The following is a 19,037-nucleotide window of genomic DNA, read 5'->3' as shown; positions in this document are numbered from 1 at the left end:
GGGCGTCCGCCCCATCACCCCCACTCGGCCATAAGCCATGCTGAACACTTCACAGACTTGCTGTGCACGGGCCGTCCGCAACGTGGTGAGGATTCCAATATTGTTCCATCGAGGGAGCGGCAGGTGCCGACCCCTTGGGGTCATTTGCTCTTCTCTGCGCCCGGGGTTGGCTCCGTAGGAAAAAGGCCGGAAGGAGCATCGGCACCCCACCTCGTTACCTCCAGATGCGATGAAGCCGCATTCCGGCAGCTCCAGCAAGGATCGAGCAATCTATATTCTTGACTGCATCTGTTCGGCAGAAGCCCACCGAGCGAGTTTAGAATGCAGCGCTTTCGGCGGCGCCGGCCGGGACAATCTCGGGCGGCATGTTTCACTGCGCCACCACAGCCAGCAATCGTTTGAACTCGGAATCGGTGGGCGCTCGGGCTTCCGCATGAAAACCTCATGATAGGCGTGATCTGATGGGTTCATTATGTTGCCGTTGCCCACTCAAGCGACCAAGCACTGCATGTTTCGCAAAACTCCAAGAAATACGGGCCGTTTCGGCGATTTCGAGAACCTCATAATGTGTTGCGTGTGGTGTCATCGAACGCCAACGACTTTCAATCACCCTGGGTACCGATGCTGGCGATTTGATTGGGGTCAACCTGGCGCTTTTCGCACGCCCGAAATCGTCCCACCGAGGCTCTAACGACGATTCATTGGCAACCGGTATTGGCTCGCGTTTACCTTTGTCCTATTAGCATCTCGAACTGCCCCGATTCAGAACGACTCGGTTTGGAATAGCGCGTCCAGACATCCCGGCGGTGCAGCGCTAGATGTATATTTGGCTTGGGGCTCATGACTAACATTTCGCGTATCGCGAACCTGACGCGACGTGTGGGTTCGTTCTTTACTTTCCTCACCGCGCTGGCGCTCTTGACAATATTCTCTCTGCTGGCGGGCACCTCTCCGGTTTTGGCGCAGTCTCCGCTGTGCTCATCTGAAGGTGCCAATGCTGATAAGTTCTATGAGTGGGTCTCGCGCCTGCAGGTTGGGCCAAACAGCGTCGCTATTCCGGTCGTCGGTTTTTACGATACAAGTGGAAGCAATATCGCCTCGCTGGAGGCCGGCAGCAGTGCGACGGTTGAAGTTGATGTCCATACTGACGGGCAACCTTACACAGAATATGTCAAGGTTTGGCTTGACCTGAACCAAGATGGTGAGATCGATTCAGTAAATGAGTTGGTTTATGACTCCGGCGGTGTTGAATTTTCCACTTTCAGAACTTTTTCGGGCGCGCTAACTATTCCTTCAAGCGCGTATAATGGAACCATGTATGGCCGTATGATCATGCAATACAATGGTTCGCCGAACCTTTGTGGAACTTATGAGTATGGTGCAACCGTTGACTTTCGAGTGAATGTAAGCGGCGGCGTTGATAATCCGAACGCACCACAGCCCCCTGAAAACGTCAGCGCCACCGCAGGTGACGGGCACGCAGTCATCAGTTTCGATGCGCCCACGTCGGGTCCGGCGCCAATATCTTACATTGTCACGTCTAGCCCGGGTGACATCGAGATCGAGGGAGCCGGTAGCCCCATTACTGTGCCAGGTCTGACCAATGGCACATCTTACACGTTCACCGTCGTATCCAAGCTTAACGCGACTACCTTCAGCGGGCAAAGTGCTCCGAGCAACGCCGTGACGCCTTCGGCGGGCCCGTCCAGCAATGCCAACTTGGCAGCCCTTGCCCCGAGCACAGGTAGTCTGAATCCAACGTTCACCGCTGGAACCTCGAACTACACCATGGAGGTCGGGAACGAGATAACTGAGCTGGCCTTTACTCCGACCGCTGATGACGGCACCGCAACAGTGACAATAAACGGCCAAGCCGTCGAATCCGGCTCGATTTCACACAACATTGACCTCGATGTCGGCACGAACACAGTTTCGATTGTGGTAACGGCTCAGGACGGCTCCACAAAAACGTATCATGTGGCGGTAGACCGCGCCGAGTCGAGCAATGCCAACCTAGCCGGGCTTACGCCCAGCACAGGAACTTTGAATCCGAATTTCTCTACGGGCACCACCGCATACACGCTGGCTGTCGGCAATGACGTGACCACAATCTCGTTTACACCTAACGTGGACGAAGACAATGCCACGGTCACCGTTGATGGACAGGCAACTGCGTCCGGCTCTGCCTCACATGACATAGATCTCGACGTTGGCACCAACACAGTCACAATCATAGTATCGGCTCAAGACGGATCGACGAAGACGTATCATGTGGCGGTAGACCGTGCTGAGTCGAGCAATGCCAACCTAGCCGGGCTTACGCCCAGCACAGGAACTTTGAATCCGAATTTCGCTGCGGGCACGACTGCATACACGCTGGATGTCGGAAATGACGTGGCCACAATCTCGTTTACGCCCACCGTTGACGACGATACTGCCAGCGTCAGCATAAACGGCCAAGCCCTCGCTTCCGGTTCCGCCTCGCAGGCCATAGACCTCGATGTCGGTGCAAACACAGTTACCGTCCTGACTACAGCTCAGGACGGCACGACAAAGATCTACGAAGTGACGGTAACCCGCGCGGAATCGAGCAACGCGGATTTGGCTGGGCTTGCCCCTAGCGCAGGAACTCTAAGTCCTGAATTCGCTGCGGACACCACCTCATACACCCTGGCTGTCGGCAATGACGTGACCACAATCTCGTTTACGCCTATCGTTGACGACGATACCGCGACCGTCAACATAAACGGCCAAGCCCTCGCGTCCGGTTCCTCCTCGCAGGCCATAGACCTCGATGTCGGTGCAAACACAGTCACCGTCCTGGTGACAGCTCAGGACGGCACGACAAAGGCCTATACGGTCACGGTTACGCGAGCCGCATCGCACAATTCCGATCTCGCAGGTTTGTCAGCAAGCGTCGGATCATTGTCTCCAGATTTTGACACGGGGACATTTGCCTATTCTGTCGATGTCGGGAACGATGTCACCGAGATGGCCTTCATTCCAACTGTGGAACAGACCACCGCAAGCGTGACTGTCAACGGTCAGGCCGTCACGTCCGGTTCCACCTCGCAGAATATCGGTCTCGATGTCGGCGCAAACACGGTGACCATCGTGGTGACGGCTCAGGACGAATCAACTCAGACCTATACGGTCACGGTCACACGCGCGGCATCCGACAATTCCAACCTGTCTGGTTTGGCGGCGAGCCAAGGCGCGGTGTCTCCCGGCTTCTCGCCGGGCACATTCGCTTATGCCATCGATGTTGGAAATGATATTACCGAGATCGTCTTCACCCCAACTGCCGAGGAGACCAGCGCAAGCGTAACTATCAATGGGCAGTCCGTTACGTCCGGCGCGGCATCTCAGGATGTCGCTCTCGATGTCGGCGCGAACCTGGTGGCTATCGTGGTAACGGCCGAGGACGGCTCAACCCAGACCTATACGGTCACCGTCACTCGTGCCGCCTCGGCGAATTCCGATCTGGCTGGTCTGACTGTTAGCGATGGTACTTTGGCTCCGGCCTTCGCCGCCAGCACGTTTGCCTATACTGTCGCTGTCGGCAACGACGTTACCGAAATCAACTTCACGCCCACCGTCGATGACGGCACCGCAAGCGTCACTGTGAACGGCCAGGCGGTCGCCTCCGACGCAACCTCGCAGAACGTCCGTCTCGACGTAGGAACCAACACCGTGACCATCGTGGTCACGGCGGAAGACGGTTCCACGCAGACCTACACCGTCAAAATAGATCGCGCCGAATCGAGCAATGCTGACCTTTCGGCACTTGCGGCCAGCCAAGGCACACTCGAACCGGCGTTTTCTGCCGCTACGACGGCGTATTCGCTGCGCGTAAACAACAACGTCACCGAGATCGCGTTCACACCTACCCTGGACGATGAAACGGCGACCGTGAATGTCGGCGGAGAATTGGTGGCGTCAGGCGCGCAATCACAAGACATCCGTCTGGATATAGGCGCCAACACAGTGGCGATCGTAACTAGAGCCCAAGACGGGACGAGCAGAACCTATACGGTTGCAGTTACCCGGGCCGAAGAATTGGTTTTCGACCCAGCTCCAGGCGAACTTTCCGAAGCAATGGCAGGCGAAGACTATACCGCCGATATCTCCATCGTGGGCACGAGTGAGGATCTGCTCTTCAGCCTAGTCGACGGCGAACTGCCCGAAGGCATGGTGGTCAATGCGTCGACGGGCCAGTTGACCGCCCGCCCCTTAGCTAAAGACGCCGAGGGCGAATACACATTCACAATCAGTGTTCATGACGGCAGCGGCAATTCGGCAACGGCCGAGTACACGTTGGTCGTCGCTAAACGCGCGGTGACCGTTGCAGACAAAGAACAGGATGTTCCCGAGGGCGAGACGCCCAAGAATGTTGATCTCACGGAAGACGCCACCGGTGGCCCGTTCGTTAAAGCGGATATCGTAGAGGTTACCCCATCCAATGCGGGTATAGCAGAAATCGTCCACGGTCAGTATGCGCAGGCCTCAGGCCCAACGGAGCTGCAGTTCTACCTCAAATTCAGGCCCAATCCTGGCTACTCCGGAGAGGTGAAAGTCGATTTTCAGCTGACCAGCGCACTGGGGCAGTCCAATGTTGGGTCGGTGTTCTACAATCTCACTTACGATCCTCAGGAGGTGGCACGTGAGATCGACAGGGAAGTGCGCGGATTTGTCCAGGCACGGATGAACCTGCTGATGTCCAATATCAACGTACCTTCGTTGTTGGAACGTCGCCGGTTGCAGGCCGGTGGAGCTCCGATTCAAAGTGATCTCACGCCAAACGGCAATGGATTTGAATTGTCCTTTGCCACCAGCACGGCTCAGATCAACACCGCGATCAATGCCGCCGATGGGCTAGCCCATATCGAACCCGATCCCTTCAATATCTGGATCGATGGAAAGGTTCTGGCCTTCAATCGGGAAGACGACACCCATCGCTGGGGAACGTTCGCGCTGCTCTCGGTTGGTGCCGATTATCTTCTCAACGACAAGGCTCTGGTTGGCCTCTCCTTCAACTACGATCGTATGCGTGACCCGATGGGTAACGACACTTTCCTGAGCGGTTCGGGCTGGCATGTCGGTCCCTATGCGTCGTTCGAGATCGGAGATGGTGTCTTCTGGGATACGAACCTGCTCGTTGGCGGATCGTCAAACACCATCGATACCGAGTTCTGGGATGGGGCATTCGATACCAGCCGCCTGCTGTTAGACAGCTCGATCAGCGGTGTGTGGCAACTCGATGAGTTGACCACTCTGACCCCACGGCTGCGGGCCGTTTATATCAACGAGACGGTTCATAACTATGAGGTTGAGAACGGACTTGGTGCGATCATCGGCAGCGGAGGGTTCACTATCGAACAGTTCCGGGCTAGTTTTGGGGCGGAACTCGCGCGCAGCTTCGCCCTTGAAGGTGGCACGGTCTTCACGCCCTGGCTGGGGTTAACGGGCGGTGTTTCTGCCCTTGATGGATCGAGTGCGTTCGCGCAGGTTTCTACCGGTGCGTCCCTTACTACACCCAATGCATTGACCATCGATCTGGGGCTGAGCTATTCAAACAGTGCGAGCGGGACGGAAGCACTTGGCGCGCGATTTGGCTTCGGAGGAAGGTTCTAGTTTCCCGCTTCACACGATCTCGATGACGCAGGCTCTTCTCCTCGCGACAGTGTCGGCGGGGTATACATTTGCGCCAGCCTGTGACCGCTGACTGAGGCGCAGGCGTTCGCTCATGACCGACCCGCTCGTGCCAGCCCCTGGCGATGGTGCCGCGAACACGAGCTGTTCCCGAACATCGCCATTGGCCTCAAATACGTCCCTCAGGATGAATCCGGCGATTTCCCGCACACAATCCTGCGAGGTGCGATAGCGTCAGCGCTGCCCTATCAAGCGCGACATATTTGCGCTGCGCCACCACAGCCAGCAGGCGTTTGCACTCGGGGATCGGTATGGGACGCTCCAGTTCTTCGGCGAGACCTGGGTTCTCACTGATCTGTGCCGTGGTAGGGGCGAACTCCTCAACCTATCTATCTGGAACCCTGTCGAATAATGTGTTCAGCGTGGTACCCATAGTGCGGTGGTACTTTAGAACGCCATCGACGAACCTGTTGGGGCGGCGTTCGCCTTCGATCGCGTAGGGACGTCTCTGCGCACACATGGATCGAGGAATGGGCGAGAACGGTGATTTCGGCCGGATGCACGTGCTGGACGAACCCATGATGGCACGCGTCCACTTAGGTGGCTTTCGGACTGGCGGTTTTTGGTGACCTGGGCGAGCAAGCAGACGTGCAATATGAATTTGAAAGCTAATTCCGAGCCCAATCCTTGTCAGGCTGCCTGCTGTAGCGGAAAGATTGGCGCTCCACATGTCGAGAAATTCATGTGTTCTGGGCGCCCCCTTCTTACCGAACTATGAGCTGCAATCGTTTGCAGCCGACCCGCATTCTCGTTTAAAGGTGCGGCGGTCTCGGCGAGACGCTCCCGCCCCTCTTTCGGCGGTCGAGAAAGGCGATGCCCGAACTCAATTCGATTGAATCGAAACTTGGATGGGCTTCGCGCAGCAGCTTGCAGAACGCGGCATTGTCCGCATCCGTGACTGTGAACCAAGTCTTTGCGGGACCATGTGCGGAGTTGCCGCGGCAGCTAGAATTCAAGGATTTTTCTCGGGGCAGGTGTTGACCCTCACGTGGCGTGAGGGACTATCGAGACGTTCTGCGGAACGGCGCGGGAGAAAAGTCATGCATACGGTCAAACAGGTTGCGCAGTTGGCGGGCGTTTCGATCCGTACCCTGCACCACTATGACGATATCGGCCTGCTCGAACCCGCCCATGTCGGCGACAACGGCTATCGCTACTACGGACGGGAGGAGTTGCTGCGGCTGCAGCAAATCCTGATCCATCGCGAGCTGGGCATCCCGCTCGCCGAGATCGGAGGCATCCTCGACGATCCGGCTTTCGACCGGCTGGAGGCGTTGAAAAACCAGCGCGAACGGTTGGCAGGGGAAGCGGAGCGGCTCGCCGAAATGCTCAGGACGATCGACCGCACGATCGCCGAAATCAAAGGAGATCATGTGATGAAAGATAACGATCTGTATTCGGGCGTCGTGGACCCCAAAAAGCAGGACGAATACGAGGCCTGGCTAGAGGAAAAATACGGGCAGGCTATGAAGGAACGAATTGAAGCGGGGAAGGACCGCTCGGCCGGCCAACCCGACGGCGCGATGGCCGACGCAATGGCGGACCTGAAGCCGATTGAAGAGGAGCTCGCCGCGCAGATGAAGGCAGGGATTGAGCCCGACGATCGGACGCTCGAACCGTTGATCGAACGGCACCGGGCGTGGGTTGCCCGCATGTGGGGGCAGGCGTGCCCGCCGGAAGCCTATGCTGGGCTCGCCGACATCTATCAACACTCTGACTTCCGCGCACGGTACGAAAAGATCGCGCCGGGCTTTGCGGACTTCCTCATTGCCGCGATGAAAGCCTGGACTGCGCGGCAGCAGGCATAGAGGAAGGGCCGCGGTTCTGCCGCGGCCCTTTGGTTTTCAGTCGTTTCGACGAAGACCTCTTGGCGGTTCCTGCGGATCGAAGGCAGACGGCGACCAGGATCGCGGCGGCGGCGAGGGCCAGAAGCGCGGCCAAAATAGGCCGTTTCGAATGACCATCGGGATCGCCGCGCGAAATGATCATGGCGCGCCTCAGATGCCCCTTCGAGCAGCGGGCAGACAAGGTCATAGCGCTTACGCCTAGTCTTGACCCGAACGCGTCAGACCCCGTTTCCGCGGCGAGGATCGAAATTGAGGAGGATGGCGCGATCGAAACGCCTGCGGTGCGAAAGGCCATCACCGAAACTATGGAAGGTGGAATGGCGGCCTTTAAACTCCGGGGCGCAAGTACGCAGTCACATAAAGCTATCGGCGTAACGACTTGCCGGATGCAGTTGCATGGCGCGGGATAGCAGTTTCCGAATACTGGCTGGTGTCGCTTGGGCGCGTTGCAGTCGAAGTGTGGTAACCTCTTGAACGCCGCTTTTCCATCTCCTCCACCCAGAGCGGTCAGGCTGGAAGCCACCTCGCAGGGGGACTGAGCGCAAGGCGGGCTGCATTGACACAATATACCTGTTACTCGATCTAGATCGACATCGTAGATGCCGTACTGGGGGGCACCATGCGCATTGCAGTGACGGGAACACACGGCATCGGCAAGACGACATTCATCGACGACTTCGCGGCCGCTTATCCCGGCTACGAAAGCGTGGCTGAGCCCTATTGGCTCCTTGACCAGCAAGGTCTCCCATTTTCCGGTGGAGCAACGATAGGTGATCTTGAAAAGCAGCTTTCTGAAAGCTGCAAACTGATCATGGGTTCCGCTGGGGGGCGTGACGTAGTCTTTGACCGCTGCCCACTCGACTTTCTCGCATATCTTGAGGTGGTCAGCGCCAGTGAGGGCTTTGAGTGGCTTCCGAGCGGCCGTGAACTGGCTCAAATCAGCAAGGCGCTCGCCAAACTTGATGTTGTCATCTTTGTGCCGCTCTCGTCTCCCGACGAGATTTTGGTCAAAATCGAACATCCTCGACTGCGCAGCCGCGTAGACCGGCGGCTCAAGACCATGCTCCGCGACGACGATCTAGGACTACTGCACGACGGACCACGCATTGTAGAGGTCGTGGGTTCCCGGGCACAACGCGTGGCAATAGCCGGCTCGGTTCTTGGGTTGGCTTAGGCTCGCGAGACGTCCGCTTCAGCAGTTTTCTTGCCACAAGCTGCCGGTCTGGAACCCACCCCGATCCGGTCGATCTGAAATCGCCCCCATCCGGGCCATTGGCCACCGTTAAAGCTTCATTCACAAGCAGACATGCTCCGGCACCCCTTGAGCACGATCTCCGACTTTTTATATTGAGATCGATCTATATTGATGGTAGTCGATGTTCATGCCCGATATGCAAACCACATTCAACGCACTTGCCGACCCTTCACGTCGCGCCATCCTGGCCCGTCTGAACGAGGGCGAGGCAACGGTCTCACAATTGGTCGAGCTCTTCGACCTTACTCAGCCAACGGTCTCATCCCACCTTAAGGTGCTGGAACGTGCGCGGCTCATTGTGAGAGGTAAGGATGCACAGCGACGTCCCTGCCGCCTCGACCCGGCAGGGTTCAAAGCACTTTCCCAATGGCTCGAGGGCTATGCCCATTTCTGGGACGGCACGCTCGACAGCTTTGTCGCGCATGCAGAGCAGGAGGCCCGCCACCACAAGGAGCAGAACTATGACGACTGAAACCACACTCAGGCTGGAACGTCAGATATCGCTGTCGCCGGAGAAGTGCTTTGTGCTTTGGAGTGATCCTGCCCGCGTCGCCGATTGGTGGGGTCCTAGGGATGATACCGGCAAACCGTTTAAGGCCCATTCGGTCGATTGGGACGTAGAGAAGGGTCGGCGCTGGCGTATCGGCATGACAGCACCGGACGGCAGGGTCTTTTGGCAGGAGGGCGAGTTCCTCCACATCGAAGAATCCAGGGAGCTCCGCTTTAGCTTTCGCTGGATTGACGATGGCGGCGCGAGGGGACCGGCAACGACGGTGACCGTGAAGTTCGAAGCCGATGGACCCGGCACTCGCCTTATTTTCATTCAGTCGGGATTTGTCGATCCCGAGACGCGCGACAGCCATGCCGGCGGCTGGAAGGAATGCCTCGATCGTCTCGTTCTTGCGACACAATACAGCCAGGAGGCCGCGACGTGAGCAAAATTGAGATGCACGGGTCCTGTCATTGCGGTGCGGTGACCTTCACAGTACGCGTTGATCCTTCAGCGCCAACCATCCGCTGCAATTGTTCGATTTGCTCCAAGTCTCGCACCTGGATCGCACTGGTCAGCGCCAACGATTTCGCGCTGACTACCGGGGCCGACAGGCTCACTCCTTATCGCTTCGGAAGCGAATCCATCACCCATTGCTTCTGCTCGAAATGCGGGATCAAGTCCCACGGCATCATCAACGGCGACCCTGGCGAAGAAGCAGGGATAGCAGTTTGCGTTGCCACGCTCGACATTGGCCCAGATGATTTCGGTCGGCTACCTGTGGTGTATTCGGACGGATTGCACGATCGGCCCGAACTCGAACCAGCTGTTGTCTCGTATCTGTAGGCCGCCCAGATGGCACGGACGTTCCGCAACTTGGGATTGAAATGTCTGCCAGCTCAATTCACAAGCCAGCAGCGGACTGTCCGCTCCCCCCTATGTCGGTCGGGAGCCCGCCCCATTTCTCTTCCATCTGGTGAGCCGCCTCTATGAACAGACTTCGGTCATCGTCACCACCAACCTCACCTTTGGGGAATGGCCATCCGCATTCGGTGACGCAAAAATGACCACCGCGCTGCTCGACCGGCTCACACATCACTGCGATATCGTCGAGACCGGCAACGAAAGCTGGCGATTCAAGAACAGGGAATAAAGCCACCTCAGAGGTCCCGCGGGCAAACCGCCTCCGCAACCCCGACCAGCTACACCGGTTCGCCCGCTCCACAAAACTAGGGGGTCAAAATTGGACGCCGATAGGGGGTAAACTTCAACGCCGATTGACACGGTTCCAACCCGTTTCGATGCCGGCAATAAAGGGCAGCGCCTCGACCGTAGTCTGGGTTATTGTCATGTCCAGCTGCAACTGGCACTTGTCACCGCCAGGTTCGGCAAGGGCCAGATCGTAGTGCGCGGTGAAGGCTGCAGCGCCAGCGCGGTTCAACAAGGTCAGATCGAAGATCAACCGCTTAGGACGCTCTGCGGACAGCACCTGTCCCCTGGATACGTGGCGTTCGCCCGACCCATAGAATTCGAGCACCACGCAACCTGCCGGCTCCGGCTCGATCAGGCACTTTGCGACCTTAAGCGAAGGGGGCGCCCACCAGCCGGCCAGCAGGTCCGGCATGATCCAGTGCGCCCAGACGAGCTCACGCGAGTGGGCGATCAGGCGCGTGAAGGTGAAGTGTCGGCCATCGGCCCATCGGTCCTTGTCGGCTTGCGATGCCTCGGCTTGGATCGCCGCCCAGTAACTTGCGACGATCTCTCGCTCCGCCTTGTGGGCCTCAGCTGTCGCAAGTGCGCCCGGTTTCAAGTCGCAGTTCGCAACGCTCTGCTGCCAGCCTTGCTGCGTTCACCCGACGCTCTTGAAAGGCCGCGGAAAAGGCTTTCAGTTGGTCGATGTGCGCCTCCTTAGCCGTAGAGATTGACCCTCCAACGAACGGCGGTTGCGGATCATATTCCATTGCTAATTGCACCAACTGTGCTCGTTCTTCTCCAAACAGTTGCGCTGTTAGCGCAAGGGCAAAATCGATCCCAGATGTTACGCCTGCTCCGGTCACGCGGCTACGGTCCACCACCACGCGCTCTTGCACCGGGATGGCTCCCATTCGAGCCAACTGAGGCAGAGATAACCAATGGCAGGTTGAACGGAAGCCTTGCAGTAGACCTGCCGCCGCAAGCACCAACGATCCAGTGCAAACCGATGTCACAAAGCGAGCTTCGCTCGCCTTGATGCGCAAAAATTGGAGTGTCTGAGCGTCGTTCATCAGGTCGAGCTGACCCGGACCGCCCGGCACAAAAAGGATATCCGTTCTAGGTTGTAGTGACGATTTAGGGATTCCGCGTTGAGAGCAAATCAGATTCCATGCTGGCTTTTGGAGGTCAGTTATGGATGTCGATGCCCTCAACGATGAGCAATGGGCTCGCATCGAGCCGTTCGTGCCGGGCGGCCGCAAGGGACGGCGCGGACCGCGCACCAACAACCGGCGCTTTGTTGACGCCTTGATCTGGATGGCGCGTTCGGGCGGGCGCTGGCGCGATCTGCCCGAACGCTACGGCAACTATCAGACCGCCAAGCGGCGGTATTACCGCTGGATTGAGATGGGCGTGCTCGAAAAGCTGTTCGAGGCGCTTGCCAAGGAGGCGGACCTTGATTGGGTCGCGATCGATTCCACCTCCATCCGCGCCCAACCCCAAGCCGCTGGAGCGCGGCGAAAAAGGGGGGAGCGGACACCCAGGGTCTTGGCCGCTCACGCGGCGGGCTAGGCACCAAGATCCATGCCGTTGTCGATGCGCTCGGCCTGCCGGTGCGCTTGGTGCTGGCGCCCGGCCATCGGGGTGACGTGATCTACGGCAAGGACCTGCTGGACGGTCTCAAACCCCGCCACGTCATCGCCGACCGCGCCTACGACGCCGACCACTTCCACGATACTATTCTCGATGCCGGAGCCATTGCGGTCATTCCGCCAAGACCCGAACGGAGGCGTCCTCACGCTTGCGACTGGCGCCTCTACAAGGAACGCAACCTCATCGAGCGCTTCTTTGCCAAACTCAAGCAGTTCCGCCGCGTCGCAACACGCTACGACAAGCTCCTCGCAAACTTCCGAGGCTTCGTTCTCATCGCAGCAATAACCATCTGGCTCAGATAGTTAAATCGTCACTACAACCTAGGCGTCTGGTCGAACGTTTTTGTAGGAAGCAACTCCAGGCCGAAGGCATCTCGAACTGATGTGCGCTCTTTCCAAAACCAGATCGATCCTCAGCTCGGGAAAGCGGGCAAAGACCTCAAACGGTCCGGTCAAATCGAGTTGCGTTAAGCGAGGATAGAGGAGCATCGTCACGTGCATGGCTTTCACCATCTCAGGAGTGAATTGCCCAGGCGAGCGGCACCTCTAGGGCTACGCTTCCCGATGGTCAGCCATCTCGTTCGCCAGTCACGCAGCAGCCGAACTATGCCATACTCGAGGAATAGCGCAACCTACGCATGGTTCTTTGCAGCGTCAGGACCTGATCAATCAGGAGCCGCAGGCCCCTAATCCATGCCTTTCGGATGTGCTTCGACGTTTTTGGTATTAGCCGTGGCAGGAGGCTATGGGAGGGCTACAAAGCTACCGGTGTTGGCCTTTCTCAGAAGCTGATCGGGTTCAAGGCATGACCGAGGTAGCGGAAACGGGCCTCCTACCGTCAAACGTCCAACTTGAATTCTTGGTGCATCCAAGCTCGGGAAAGCACTAGATCCTGATGGTTGGAGGCCCATCCATGACCAGCTTCGAGATGATGATGGGTTACTCTTGCCCCTGCTCCCGATAGCTGCTCGGCCAACACGTAGCCATCACGCGGCTTCCGCCTCTTGTCGTGTTCACCAGAAATGATCAGCACCGGCTTGCGGGCAAGCGTCGGCAACGCCACTCGTCGGGGACTGGTTGCGGCCGCAAGAGAATGGCTCCGACAAACAGATCTGGAGCAACGACCAATAGGGCTGTGGCAAAGATGGCGCCGCTCGAGTAGCCAACCATCAAGACGTCGCGCAAGCCGCAGTTAGAGATACAACCACCTGCAGCGACGCTCTCTTTGGCGCGCGCTGCAAGTTCACGAGGCGGGATGGCTCTGTCTATTCCCCGCTTGAAGAAGGTGTAGCCGTCTCCATCCTCGACCATTCCTCTTGGACATGCGCTTGGCAGCTCGGGCGCAAGTTTCTTGATGAACGGCTCAATGAGGCCCGGGTGGCCGGCGGAACCATGGAGCCCGAGGAGACTGATCATGCTTCAGTGCCTTTGCCAGATGCTACACATCTGGCAGCTTAGGGGCATATTTGACCAGAAACCAGATAGGCAAAGCAGGCTTTGAAGAAGGGTCTTCTGGTCGGGAAGATTGGTGTCATAGCTATCGTAAAAGCTGATTGCTGCATGTGTCCGCAGATGACCCGGATAGGATTGTCTTCGCGGGCGCACGTCACTCAACAAAGCACGCCCGAAGGTCAGCCAAAGGTAACGGCAAGAACCGACAAGATCAGAGTAATCAGCGTGACGGCTATCATCACGATCACTGCCCAAAGGATGATCCATCCGTTTCTATACCGCGAGGGGGATGCCCAGATCACCCTGAGGGAGACTGGCAGCAGCAACCCTAAGGAAGTGAACAGGCCGGGCATCAATGTCCACGACAGCAGCGACAGGGCTATATGCCACGTCGCGTTTGCCACCAGCACCCATGCGAATACGGCTAAGAGAAGCGGCTCATGCTTTGGGACAAGTCTACGCGCGCCAACTGCAACAATGACTGGTACGACACTCACCAAAATCAGGCCAAAGGTAAAGCCGCTGTAAAGGCTGGCGTGTACCAGTTCTGGCACAGGCGTGTGGATCGCAGTCCAGGCCGGCAAATCACGCGCCCACTCTTCTAGATTGTGCAAGGCCAGGACGGCGGTGAGGCCTGCCCATGACCGTGTGGCTCTTTCATTAGTCATGTTGTTCTGTCTTCGCTTGAGGTGACCTAAGCTCCGCACGGGCTGCCTATGAGAACGCCGAGCGGGGACACGCTCTACGGTGAAGGTCCGGAGGGCTTTACCAGCTGTCCCAGGCGGGCCGGTGACCTGACGGTAGCTCCATCAACGTACGTCCGCTTTCGATGGACCACAAACCAGAACCGGACTGGTGGCAATCGACCCCAGATCGGTCGTTCAGCTTGGTTTGCCTGTGAGCCGAAACCCGCCATTCGAAAGGCATCCGGCTTTCGGCTATGGCCGGGCCCGGAGCGGTTTGGCCGGCTTCGGCATCAATGTCCGAGGAAGCCGACATTCCTACTGCGGCTCAATCGGACTAAGGTGCGTGCTCTACCAGTGCCGGAAGCCAGCCATATAATAGATGAAGCCAAGTGCCATGACCGATCCACGGAGCACGGACCTGCCGCACGAGATGGCGGACCACTTCACACAGCCACTCGCGCGATTTCTCAAGATCGAGGCAGCGGCAGGCGGGCTGTTGCTCCTTGCGGTGCTCATCGCGTTACTCCTCGGAAACTCGCCCTGGTCAATTCAGTTCTTCGCGTTCTGGGAGATGCCAATCGGTCTCCATTTCGGATCGCTCGATTTCAGCCGTTCACTGCAGCACTGGATCAACGACGGGCTGATGACGTTCTTTTTCTTTGTGATCGCGCTCGAGCTCAAGCGGGAAATCGTTCACGGCGAGCTACGAAATCCACGAACGGCTGCTCTTCCCTTCGCAGCAGCCCTTGGGGGCATGGTCGTTCCCGTAGGCATCTATCTGACCATCACGGCTGGCACGCCGGTGATGGAAGGATGGGGGACCGTCATGGCAACCGACACGGCTTTCGTGATCGGGTGCCTGGCGCTCTTTGGCTCCCGTATCCCACCGACCATGCGCCTGTTTCTATTATCGCTGGCGATCTTCGATGATGTAGGAGCGATACTGGTGGTAGCAGTCGCCTACGGTAACGCCTTGAATTGGGTTGCCCTTGGTTTCAGCTTGCTGGGACTTGGCGTGGTTGCAGGCGCCGCCCGCCTTGGAATTAGAAGCGTTCCCATCTACTTCTTGTTGGGCGGGGTAGTATGGCTCTGTTTCGATGCGTCGGGCGTCCATGCGACAATCACTGGCGTGGTCCTCGGCCTGATGACGCCGGCGCGCGTGTGGGTGAACGACACGCGTCTGCGCGCGATTTTGGGCCGCGTACTCGCCTATCCGGAGGGCGGGGGCTGGAGCGGCGACACCGAGGATCGGCACGACCTCCGTCAAGCCGGCACGGCGGTGAGGGAGGCGCTTTCGCCGGTCGAAAGACTTGAGATGATGCTTCATCCTTGGGTGGGCTTTGCCATCATGCCGATCTTTGCATTAGCCAACGCCGGCGTGGCCATCACTGGTGCGGATGTCGGCCAACCGGTCTCTCTGGCGATTATTGCAGGTCTGGCTCTTGGGAAGCCGATTGGTGTCTTCGTTTTCAGTTGGCTTGCCGTGCGTTTGGGTCTGGCCGATCGCGCGTCGAGCTTAAGCTGGGCGTTCCTGGCGGCCGGAGCTTTCCTGACCGGCATAGGTTTTACCATGTCATTGTTTATCGCCGGGCGCGCATATGCCCCAGAAGTGCTCGATGCCGCGAAGCTTGGTATCCTAACTGGCTCCGTCCTTTCCGCCGCGATCGGGCTGACGATACTGGTCTTGCTGACATTGCGGCAACGAACACCTTGATCGGCACAGGAGCTCTGGTCCGGTAGGCTAAGATCAATAGCTTTGCTGGCCCAGGTGTGTCCACCCGGACAGCGACGCCGTTCGACCGAATGAACCGACGCCGTGAGAGGTGCCGGACCCTGGGTCGCCGGATAGGACAAGTGTGCTGCCTTGTTAAAGAGCTCGACATGCACCATTTCAGTGAAGAGAGCGCAGGCTTGGGCCGAACGACTATCTTGGCCCTTCAGAACGCTTTGCTCACCCGCTCTCGCGGGAGTAACTTCAATGTTTGCCTATCAAGCCGGAGAACCGTTGGATGCGTCCAAGCGGAAGACGAAGCTTCGCAATAGTGCACGCGCACGCTGGGCATTCCTCACGCCGCTGGATTTAACGATGATCGCTTCGGAAGCGCAGCTTGCTGCGATGGTACGGGTACGCAGCAGCATATCGGCGACGCAATCGGAGACCGACGTACACGAATGGCTCGAACACCAGAACCAGCGTTCACCTTCGCCTGCCTCCAAAGAAGCAGCACTTAAGCCGAAAATGGACTTGGTCCCCCGTCGCTATGACGAGCGCACGCCACAGATATTGGCCGTCGGGCCTTGTTTTTTCGATGGCAGCGTCCCAATATACTAAAGTACGGTTTCAGCCGATCACTGGCTTTCCCGCTGCCGTTCGTCGGCACAGGACCATCTCCTGATTTTGCGAACGTTTTAACCCGACCGCGTGTTGCGGGCCGAAAACACGCCCGTCCGTCCCTATCGGACCGGGCCACACGAAAAGATACTCACGTGATTAACGGCACCGTCAAATTCTTCAACGCCACCAAAGGCTTCGGCTTCATTACACCGTCTGACGGCAGCAAAGACGCCTTCGTCCACATTTCCGCAGTAGAGCGCGCCAGCCTTTCCGGTCTCGCTGAAGGACAGGCCGTCACCTATTCACTGGAGAGCGGACGCGACGGCAAGGCTTCGGCAGTCAAGCTGCAGCTTGTTTAAATCCTATTGCCGGGACCGCCGTGCGGTCCCGGCCTCCAAGGCAAGTCCGAATGACACAGACACCTCTCGAGGCCACCGAAAGCCAATTCCGGTCAATTTCGATCACAGAGAAAAGCAGACGCTTCGCAGCAATTCGCCAGGTCCTCAAGGATCGTGAACGTTCACTGCGGACCATTCAGAAAACGGCGCGCCTTCAAAAGAGGATGGCGTCGAGGGACCCGACATGAGTTGGAGCAAAGACCATGAAGACCACCGTCGTCGATTTCGATTACGCTGCGAGGGCCGAGCTCTACCCGGGCAAACGCTCCAGACGCTTGCGCACTATTGGCTATCATCGCTTTGATACCACCGCGGAGGCACTCCGCTATGCCATCGAACAAATGCCGCCTGAACTTATGGCTGACGCCATAATTGAGACCGCGCAGCACCGCTTTGGGGCCGACCAGATTACCGAGCTTTACGCAGACGACGCCTATCCGCTGCCGAGAGTTTGAATCCAACAAAGGATGAAGCCCATGACCACGTACAGCAAAGTCATTCCTTTCCCCATGCGGGTCGTCCCGAAGGTCCGGTTCAATGCGGGAGCCTATCCCCGCTTTGCGAAGGCATTCGATGATCGCGGCAGTGCGCCTGCAGTCGTTATCGGCCAAGCCAAGCAGCATTTCGCGTTGGTCAACCTTGTGAGGACGCCACTATGTCACTGACGTTCCCGAATCCCAGCCGCGATTTTCAGAAATCGCGCAACGCCGTTGGATTCACGGGCCATGATGGCGTGTTCGAGGTGCAGTTTTTCGTTGAAGTCGACGCCTTGGCCGAGTTCGAGACCGACCTGAATGCTTCCCAGACCCTCGAGACCCGTTCGCTCGCAGCTTTCGACACGTTACGCTCGTCCATATTGGAGGTTGCGCGTGAAGCTTACACCAACAGCCGTCGCGCATCCTACATCTTGACGGCCGCCGATTTTCGATAGAGCGGGCCTCGGTGGCGATGAAACGCTCAAGAACAGGCCTTCCCCCCGGGCTGGATGGAACACCCGTCATACTTGCAGACGCGCAACCCGTTGCCTCTTCTACGGACCAGGCTGACGACTCGGCCAGATTTGTGCCAGCCTGTGCTTTGATGGACCGCGTTCCTGTAGTTGCTGGTGGCGTGGCCCCCGCTCTGCGTTCGCTGGGCTCGTCGCTTGCCGTTGGCAACCGGGCTATGTGGCGTTTCTCGAACTTGGTTAACGTCCCTGCATTGTATTGGGCCCGCGGAGTCCTCACATATAAGATTGGCTTGAGCGTAGATTTCGCCCGGGAACTCCGGTGCAAGCGGTTTCGCTGTCCGTTCTCGCCCGGAGCATTTCCGTGTTCAAGTACGATCTGAATGGGCCCATGCGGTCCATCGTGGCAAAATCTGCCCTTCGAAACGAGTTGTTGACGGAGTGGCCCAACCTTTCTGACATCGACATCGGCACGATTGAAACTGAGATGGACCTGGCTGAGGCGGTGGGTCTGCAAACCGGACGCACGAAAGTTGAAGCCGCGCGCGTGGTGAGAAACTGGATGGAACGTCAAGGGTTGCCACCGGTCGCAAGGAAGGCGGAGCAGTTACGCGATCTTGCCAACGAGAATTGGGAAAACGAGGGAGGCCCCCAGCCGCCCAGCTCTCAAAAGGTGTGGCCCACGTCCCTCGACGACCTGACTGCTGCGGAGGCTGCCGATGGCAACCCTGTGCGGTTAGATTCTTCAACGCTTTGCGGGGGGTCCGGCATCGTCACGCCGAGCGGTGATGGTGTGGATTTGCACGTAACAGGCGATGCCGTGGAGCGTGCCGGCTGGAGCACGCTTAACATCGGTGAACGGCTACACTACGACCGAGTAACCGCCGCAACGGCTGGCCCTTCGCGGACAAGGTGAGCAGGCTTCACCAGGCGATCAGTGATTGGCGGCGGGCGCAACCACACTAAGCTGGTCAAAAAGTGGGGAGCATATGACCCCGGTCCGCCAGGTGAAGACGGGGCTGGCGCGGAAAGGGTTGCCCGAGACCGGACCGCCCGTCTAACCTGCCCAGAAA

General features: G+C 58.1%; 16 protein-coding genes, 2 pseudogenes and 1 riboswitch. Of the genes and pseudogenes, 15 read left to right on the top strand and 3 right to left on the bottom strand.

What is annotated here, in order from left to right; translation table 11 throughout:
* Positions 1-840: 840 nt before the first annotated feature.
* From NO934_RS20500 to NO934_RS20470, 8 genes and pseudogenes are all read left to right on the top strand, one after another.
* On the top strand, positions 841-5,634 hold the full coding sequence (locus NO934_RS20500) for a cadherin-like beta sandwich domain-containing protein (RefSeq protein ID WP_309164096.1): 4,794 nt from the start codon (positions 841-843) through the stop codon (positions 5,632-5,634).
* Positions 5,635-6,752: 1,118 nt separating this feature from the next.
* Positions 6,753-7,520 (top strand): MerR family transcriptional regulator, encoded by a 768-nt coding sequence (locus NO934_RS20495; protein WP_309164095.1) that lies wholly within the window; start codon positions 6,753-6,755, stop codon positions 7,518-7,520.
* Positions 7,521-7,732: 212 nt separating this feature from the next.
* Positions 7,733-7,969, top strand: a pseudogene (locus NO934_RS20740) (hypothetical protein); the annotation flags it as partial.
* Between the two features lie 209 nt (positions 7,970-8,178).
* Positions 8,179-8,733, top strand: a complete 555-nt coding sequence (locus NO934_RS20490; RefSeq protein WP_309164093.1) for an AAA family ATPase — start codon at positions 8,179-8,181, stop codon at positions 8,731-8,733.
* A gap of 208 nt (positions 8,734-8,941) precedes the next feature.
* Positions 8,942-9,286, top strand: a complete 345-nt coding sequence (locus NO934_RS20485) for a metalloregulator ArsR/SmtB family transcription factor (protein WP_309164091.1) — start codon at positions 8,942-8,944, stop codon at positions 9,284-9,286.
* Positions 9,276-9,749: an SRPBCC domain-containing protein gene (locus tag NO934_RS20480; RefSeq protein WP_309164090.1), complete on the top strand. Its 474-nt coding sequence runs from the start codon at positions 9,276-9,278 to the stop codon at positions 9,747-9,749. Before NO934_RS20485 ends, NO934_RS20480 begins: the two co-directional genes overlap by 11 nt.
* A complete protein-coding gene (locus NO934_RS20475) occupies positions 9,746-10,150 on the top strand; it encodes a GFA family protein (RefSeq protein ID WP_309164089.1) in 405 nt (134 codons plus the stop codon). Before NO934_RS20480 ends, NO934_RS20475 begins: the two co-directional genes overlap by 4 nt.
* Before the next feature lie 115 nt (positions 10,151-10,265).
* Positions 10,266-10,457 (top strand): annotated as a pseudogene (locus tag NO934_RS20470) (ATP-binding protein); the annotation flags it as partial.
* Between the two features lie 114 nt (positions 10,458-10,571).
* Here NO934_RS20470 and NO934_RS20465 read toward each other — a convergent pair.
* Both NO934_RS20465 and NO934_RS20460 read right to left on the bottom strand, forming a co-directional pair.
* Positions 10,572-11,114: an SRPBCC domain-containing protein gene (locus NO934_RS20465; protein WP_309164088.1), complete on the bottom strand. Its 543-nt coding sequence runs from the start codon at positions 11,112-11,114 to the stop codon at positions 10,572-10,574.
* Positions 11,086-11,568 carry a DJ-1/PfpI family protein gene (locus NO934_RS20460; protein ID WP_375143309.1) on the bottom strand — a complete coding sequence of 161 codons (483 nt, stop codon included), beginning with the start codon at positions 11,566-11,568 and terminating at the stop codon, positions 11,086-11,088. The genes NO934_RS20465 and NO934_RS20460 overlap by 29 nt, the downstream gene beginning before the upstream one ends.
* 121 nt (positions 11,569-11,689) lie before the next feature.
* Between NO934_RS20460 and NO934_RS20455 the strand changes: the two genes are divergently transcribed.
* Positions 11,690-12,450, top strand: a protein-coding gene (locus tag NO934_RS20455) for an IS5 family transposase (protein WP_309164085.1) whose coding sequence is annotated in 2 segments (ribosomal slippage) — positions 11,690-12,017 and positions 12,017-12,450 — 762 coding nt in all. Because the reading frame shifts where the segments join, the coding sequence is not laid out codon by codon here.
* Between the two features lie 217 nt (positions 12,451-12,667).
* Positions 12,668-12,749, bottom strand: a riboswitch (ZMP/ZTP riboswitch).
* A gap of 1,029 nt (positions 12,750-13,778) precedes the next feature.
* On the opposite strand, the gene NO934_RS20450 is transcribed toward NO934_RS20455, so the two are convergent.
* The gene (locus NO934_RS20450; RefSeq protein ID WP_309164084.1) at positions 13,779-14,267 is read right to left on the bottom strand and encodes an HXXEE domain-containing protein; all 489 of its coding nucleotides are present in this window, start codon (positions 14,265-14,267) and stop codon (positions 13,779-13,781) included.
* A 412-nt stretch (positions 14,268-14,679) separates the two neighbouring features.
* Here NO934_RS20450 and nhaA point away from each other — a divergent pair, with 412 nt between their 5' ends.
* From nhaA to NO934_RS20420, 6 genes are all read left to right on the top strand, one after another.
* Positions 14,680-15,999 carry a Na+/H+ antiporter NhaA gene (nhaA, locus tag NO934_RS20445; protein ID WP_309164082.1) on the top strand — a complete coding sequence of 440 codons (1,320 nt, stop codon included), beginning with the start codon at positions 14,680-14,682 and terminating at the stop codon, positions 15,997-15,999.
* A gap of 264 nt (positions 16,000-16,263) precedes the next feature.
* Positions 16,264-16,617 carry a hypothetical protein gene (locus NO934_RS20440; protein WP_309164081.1) on the top strand — a complete coding sequence of 118 codons (354 nt, stop codon included), beginning with the start codon at positions 16,264-16,266 and terminating at the stop codon, positions 16,615-16,617.
* Between the two features lie 155 nt (positions 16,618-16,772).
* Positions 16,773-16,979, top strand: a complete 207-nt coding sequence (locus NO934_RS20435; RefSeq protein WP_309164080.1) for a cold-shock protein — start codon at positions 16,773-16,775, stop codon at positions 16,977-16,979.
* A 242-nt stretch (positions 16,980-17,221) separates the two neighbouring features.
* Complete coding sequence (locus NO934_RS20430; RefSeq protein ID WP_309164079.1) at positions 17,222-17,473, top strand: hypothetical protein; 252 nt, start codon at positions 17,222-17,224, stop codon at positions 17,471-17,473.
* A gap of 200 nt (positions 17,474-17,673) precedes the next feature.
* Positions 17,674-17,949, top strand: a complete 276-nt coding sequence (locus tag NO934_RS20425) for a DUF1488 family protein (RefSeq protein WP_309164078.1) — start codon at positions 17,674-17,676, stop codon at positions 17,947-17,949.
* A gap of 379 nt (positions 17,950-18,328) precedes the next feature.
* On the top strand, positions 18,329-18,880 hold the full coding sequence (locus tag NO934_RS20420; RefSeq protein ID WP_309164077.1) for a hypothetical protein: 552 nt from the start codon (positions 18,329-18,331) through the stop codon (positions 18,878-18,880).
* Positions 18,881-19,037: the final 157 nt, after the last annotated feature.

It is taken from the genome of Pelagibacterium sp. H642 (genome assembly GCF_031202855.1).
Lineage (GTDB): Bacteria > Pseudomonadota > Alphaproteobacteria > Rhizobiales > Devosiaceae > Pelagibacterium.
The sequence above is the reverse complement of the archived record's forward strand: the minus strand, read 5'-3'. Positions and strand labels throughout refer to the sequence as shown.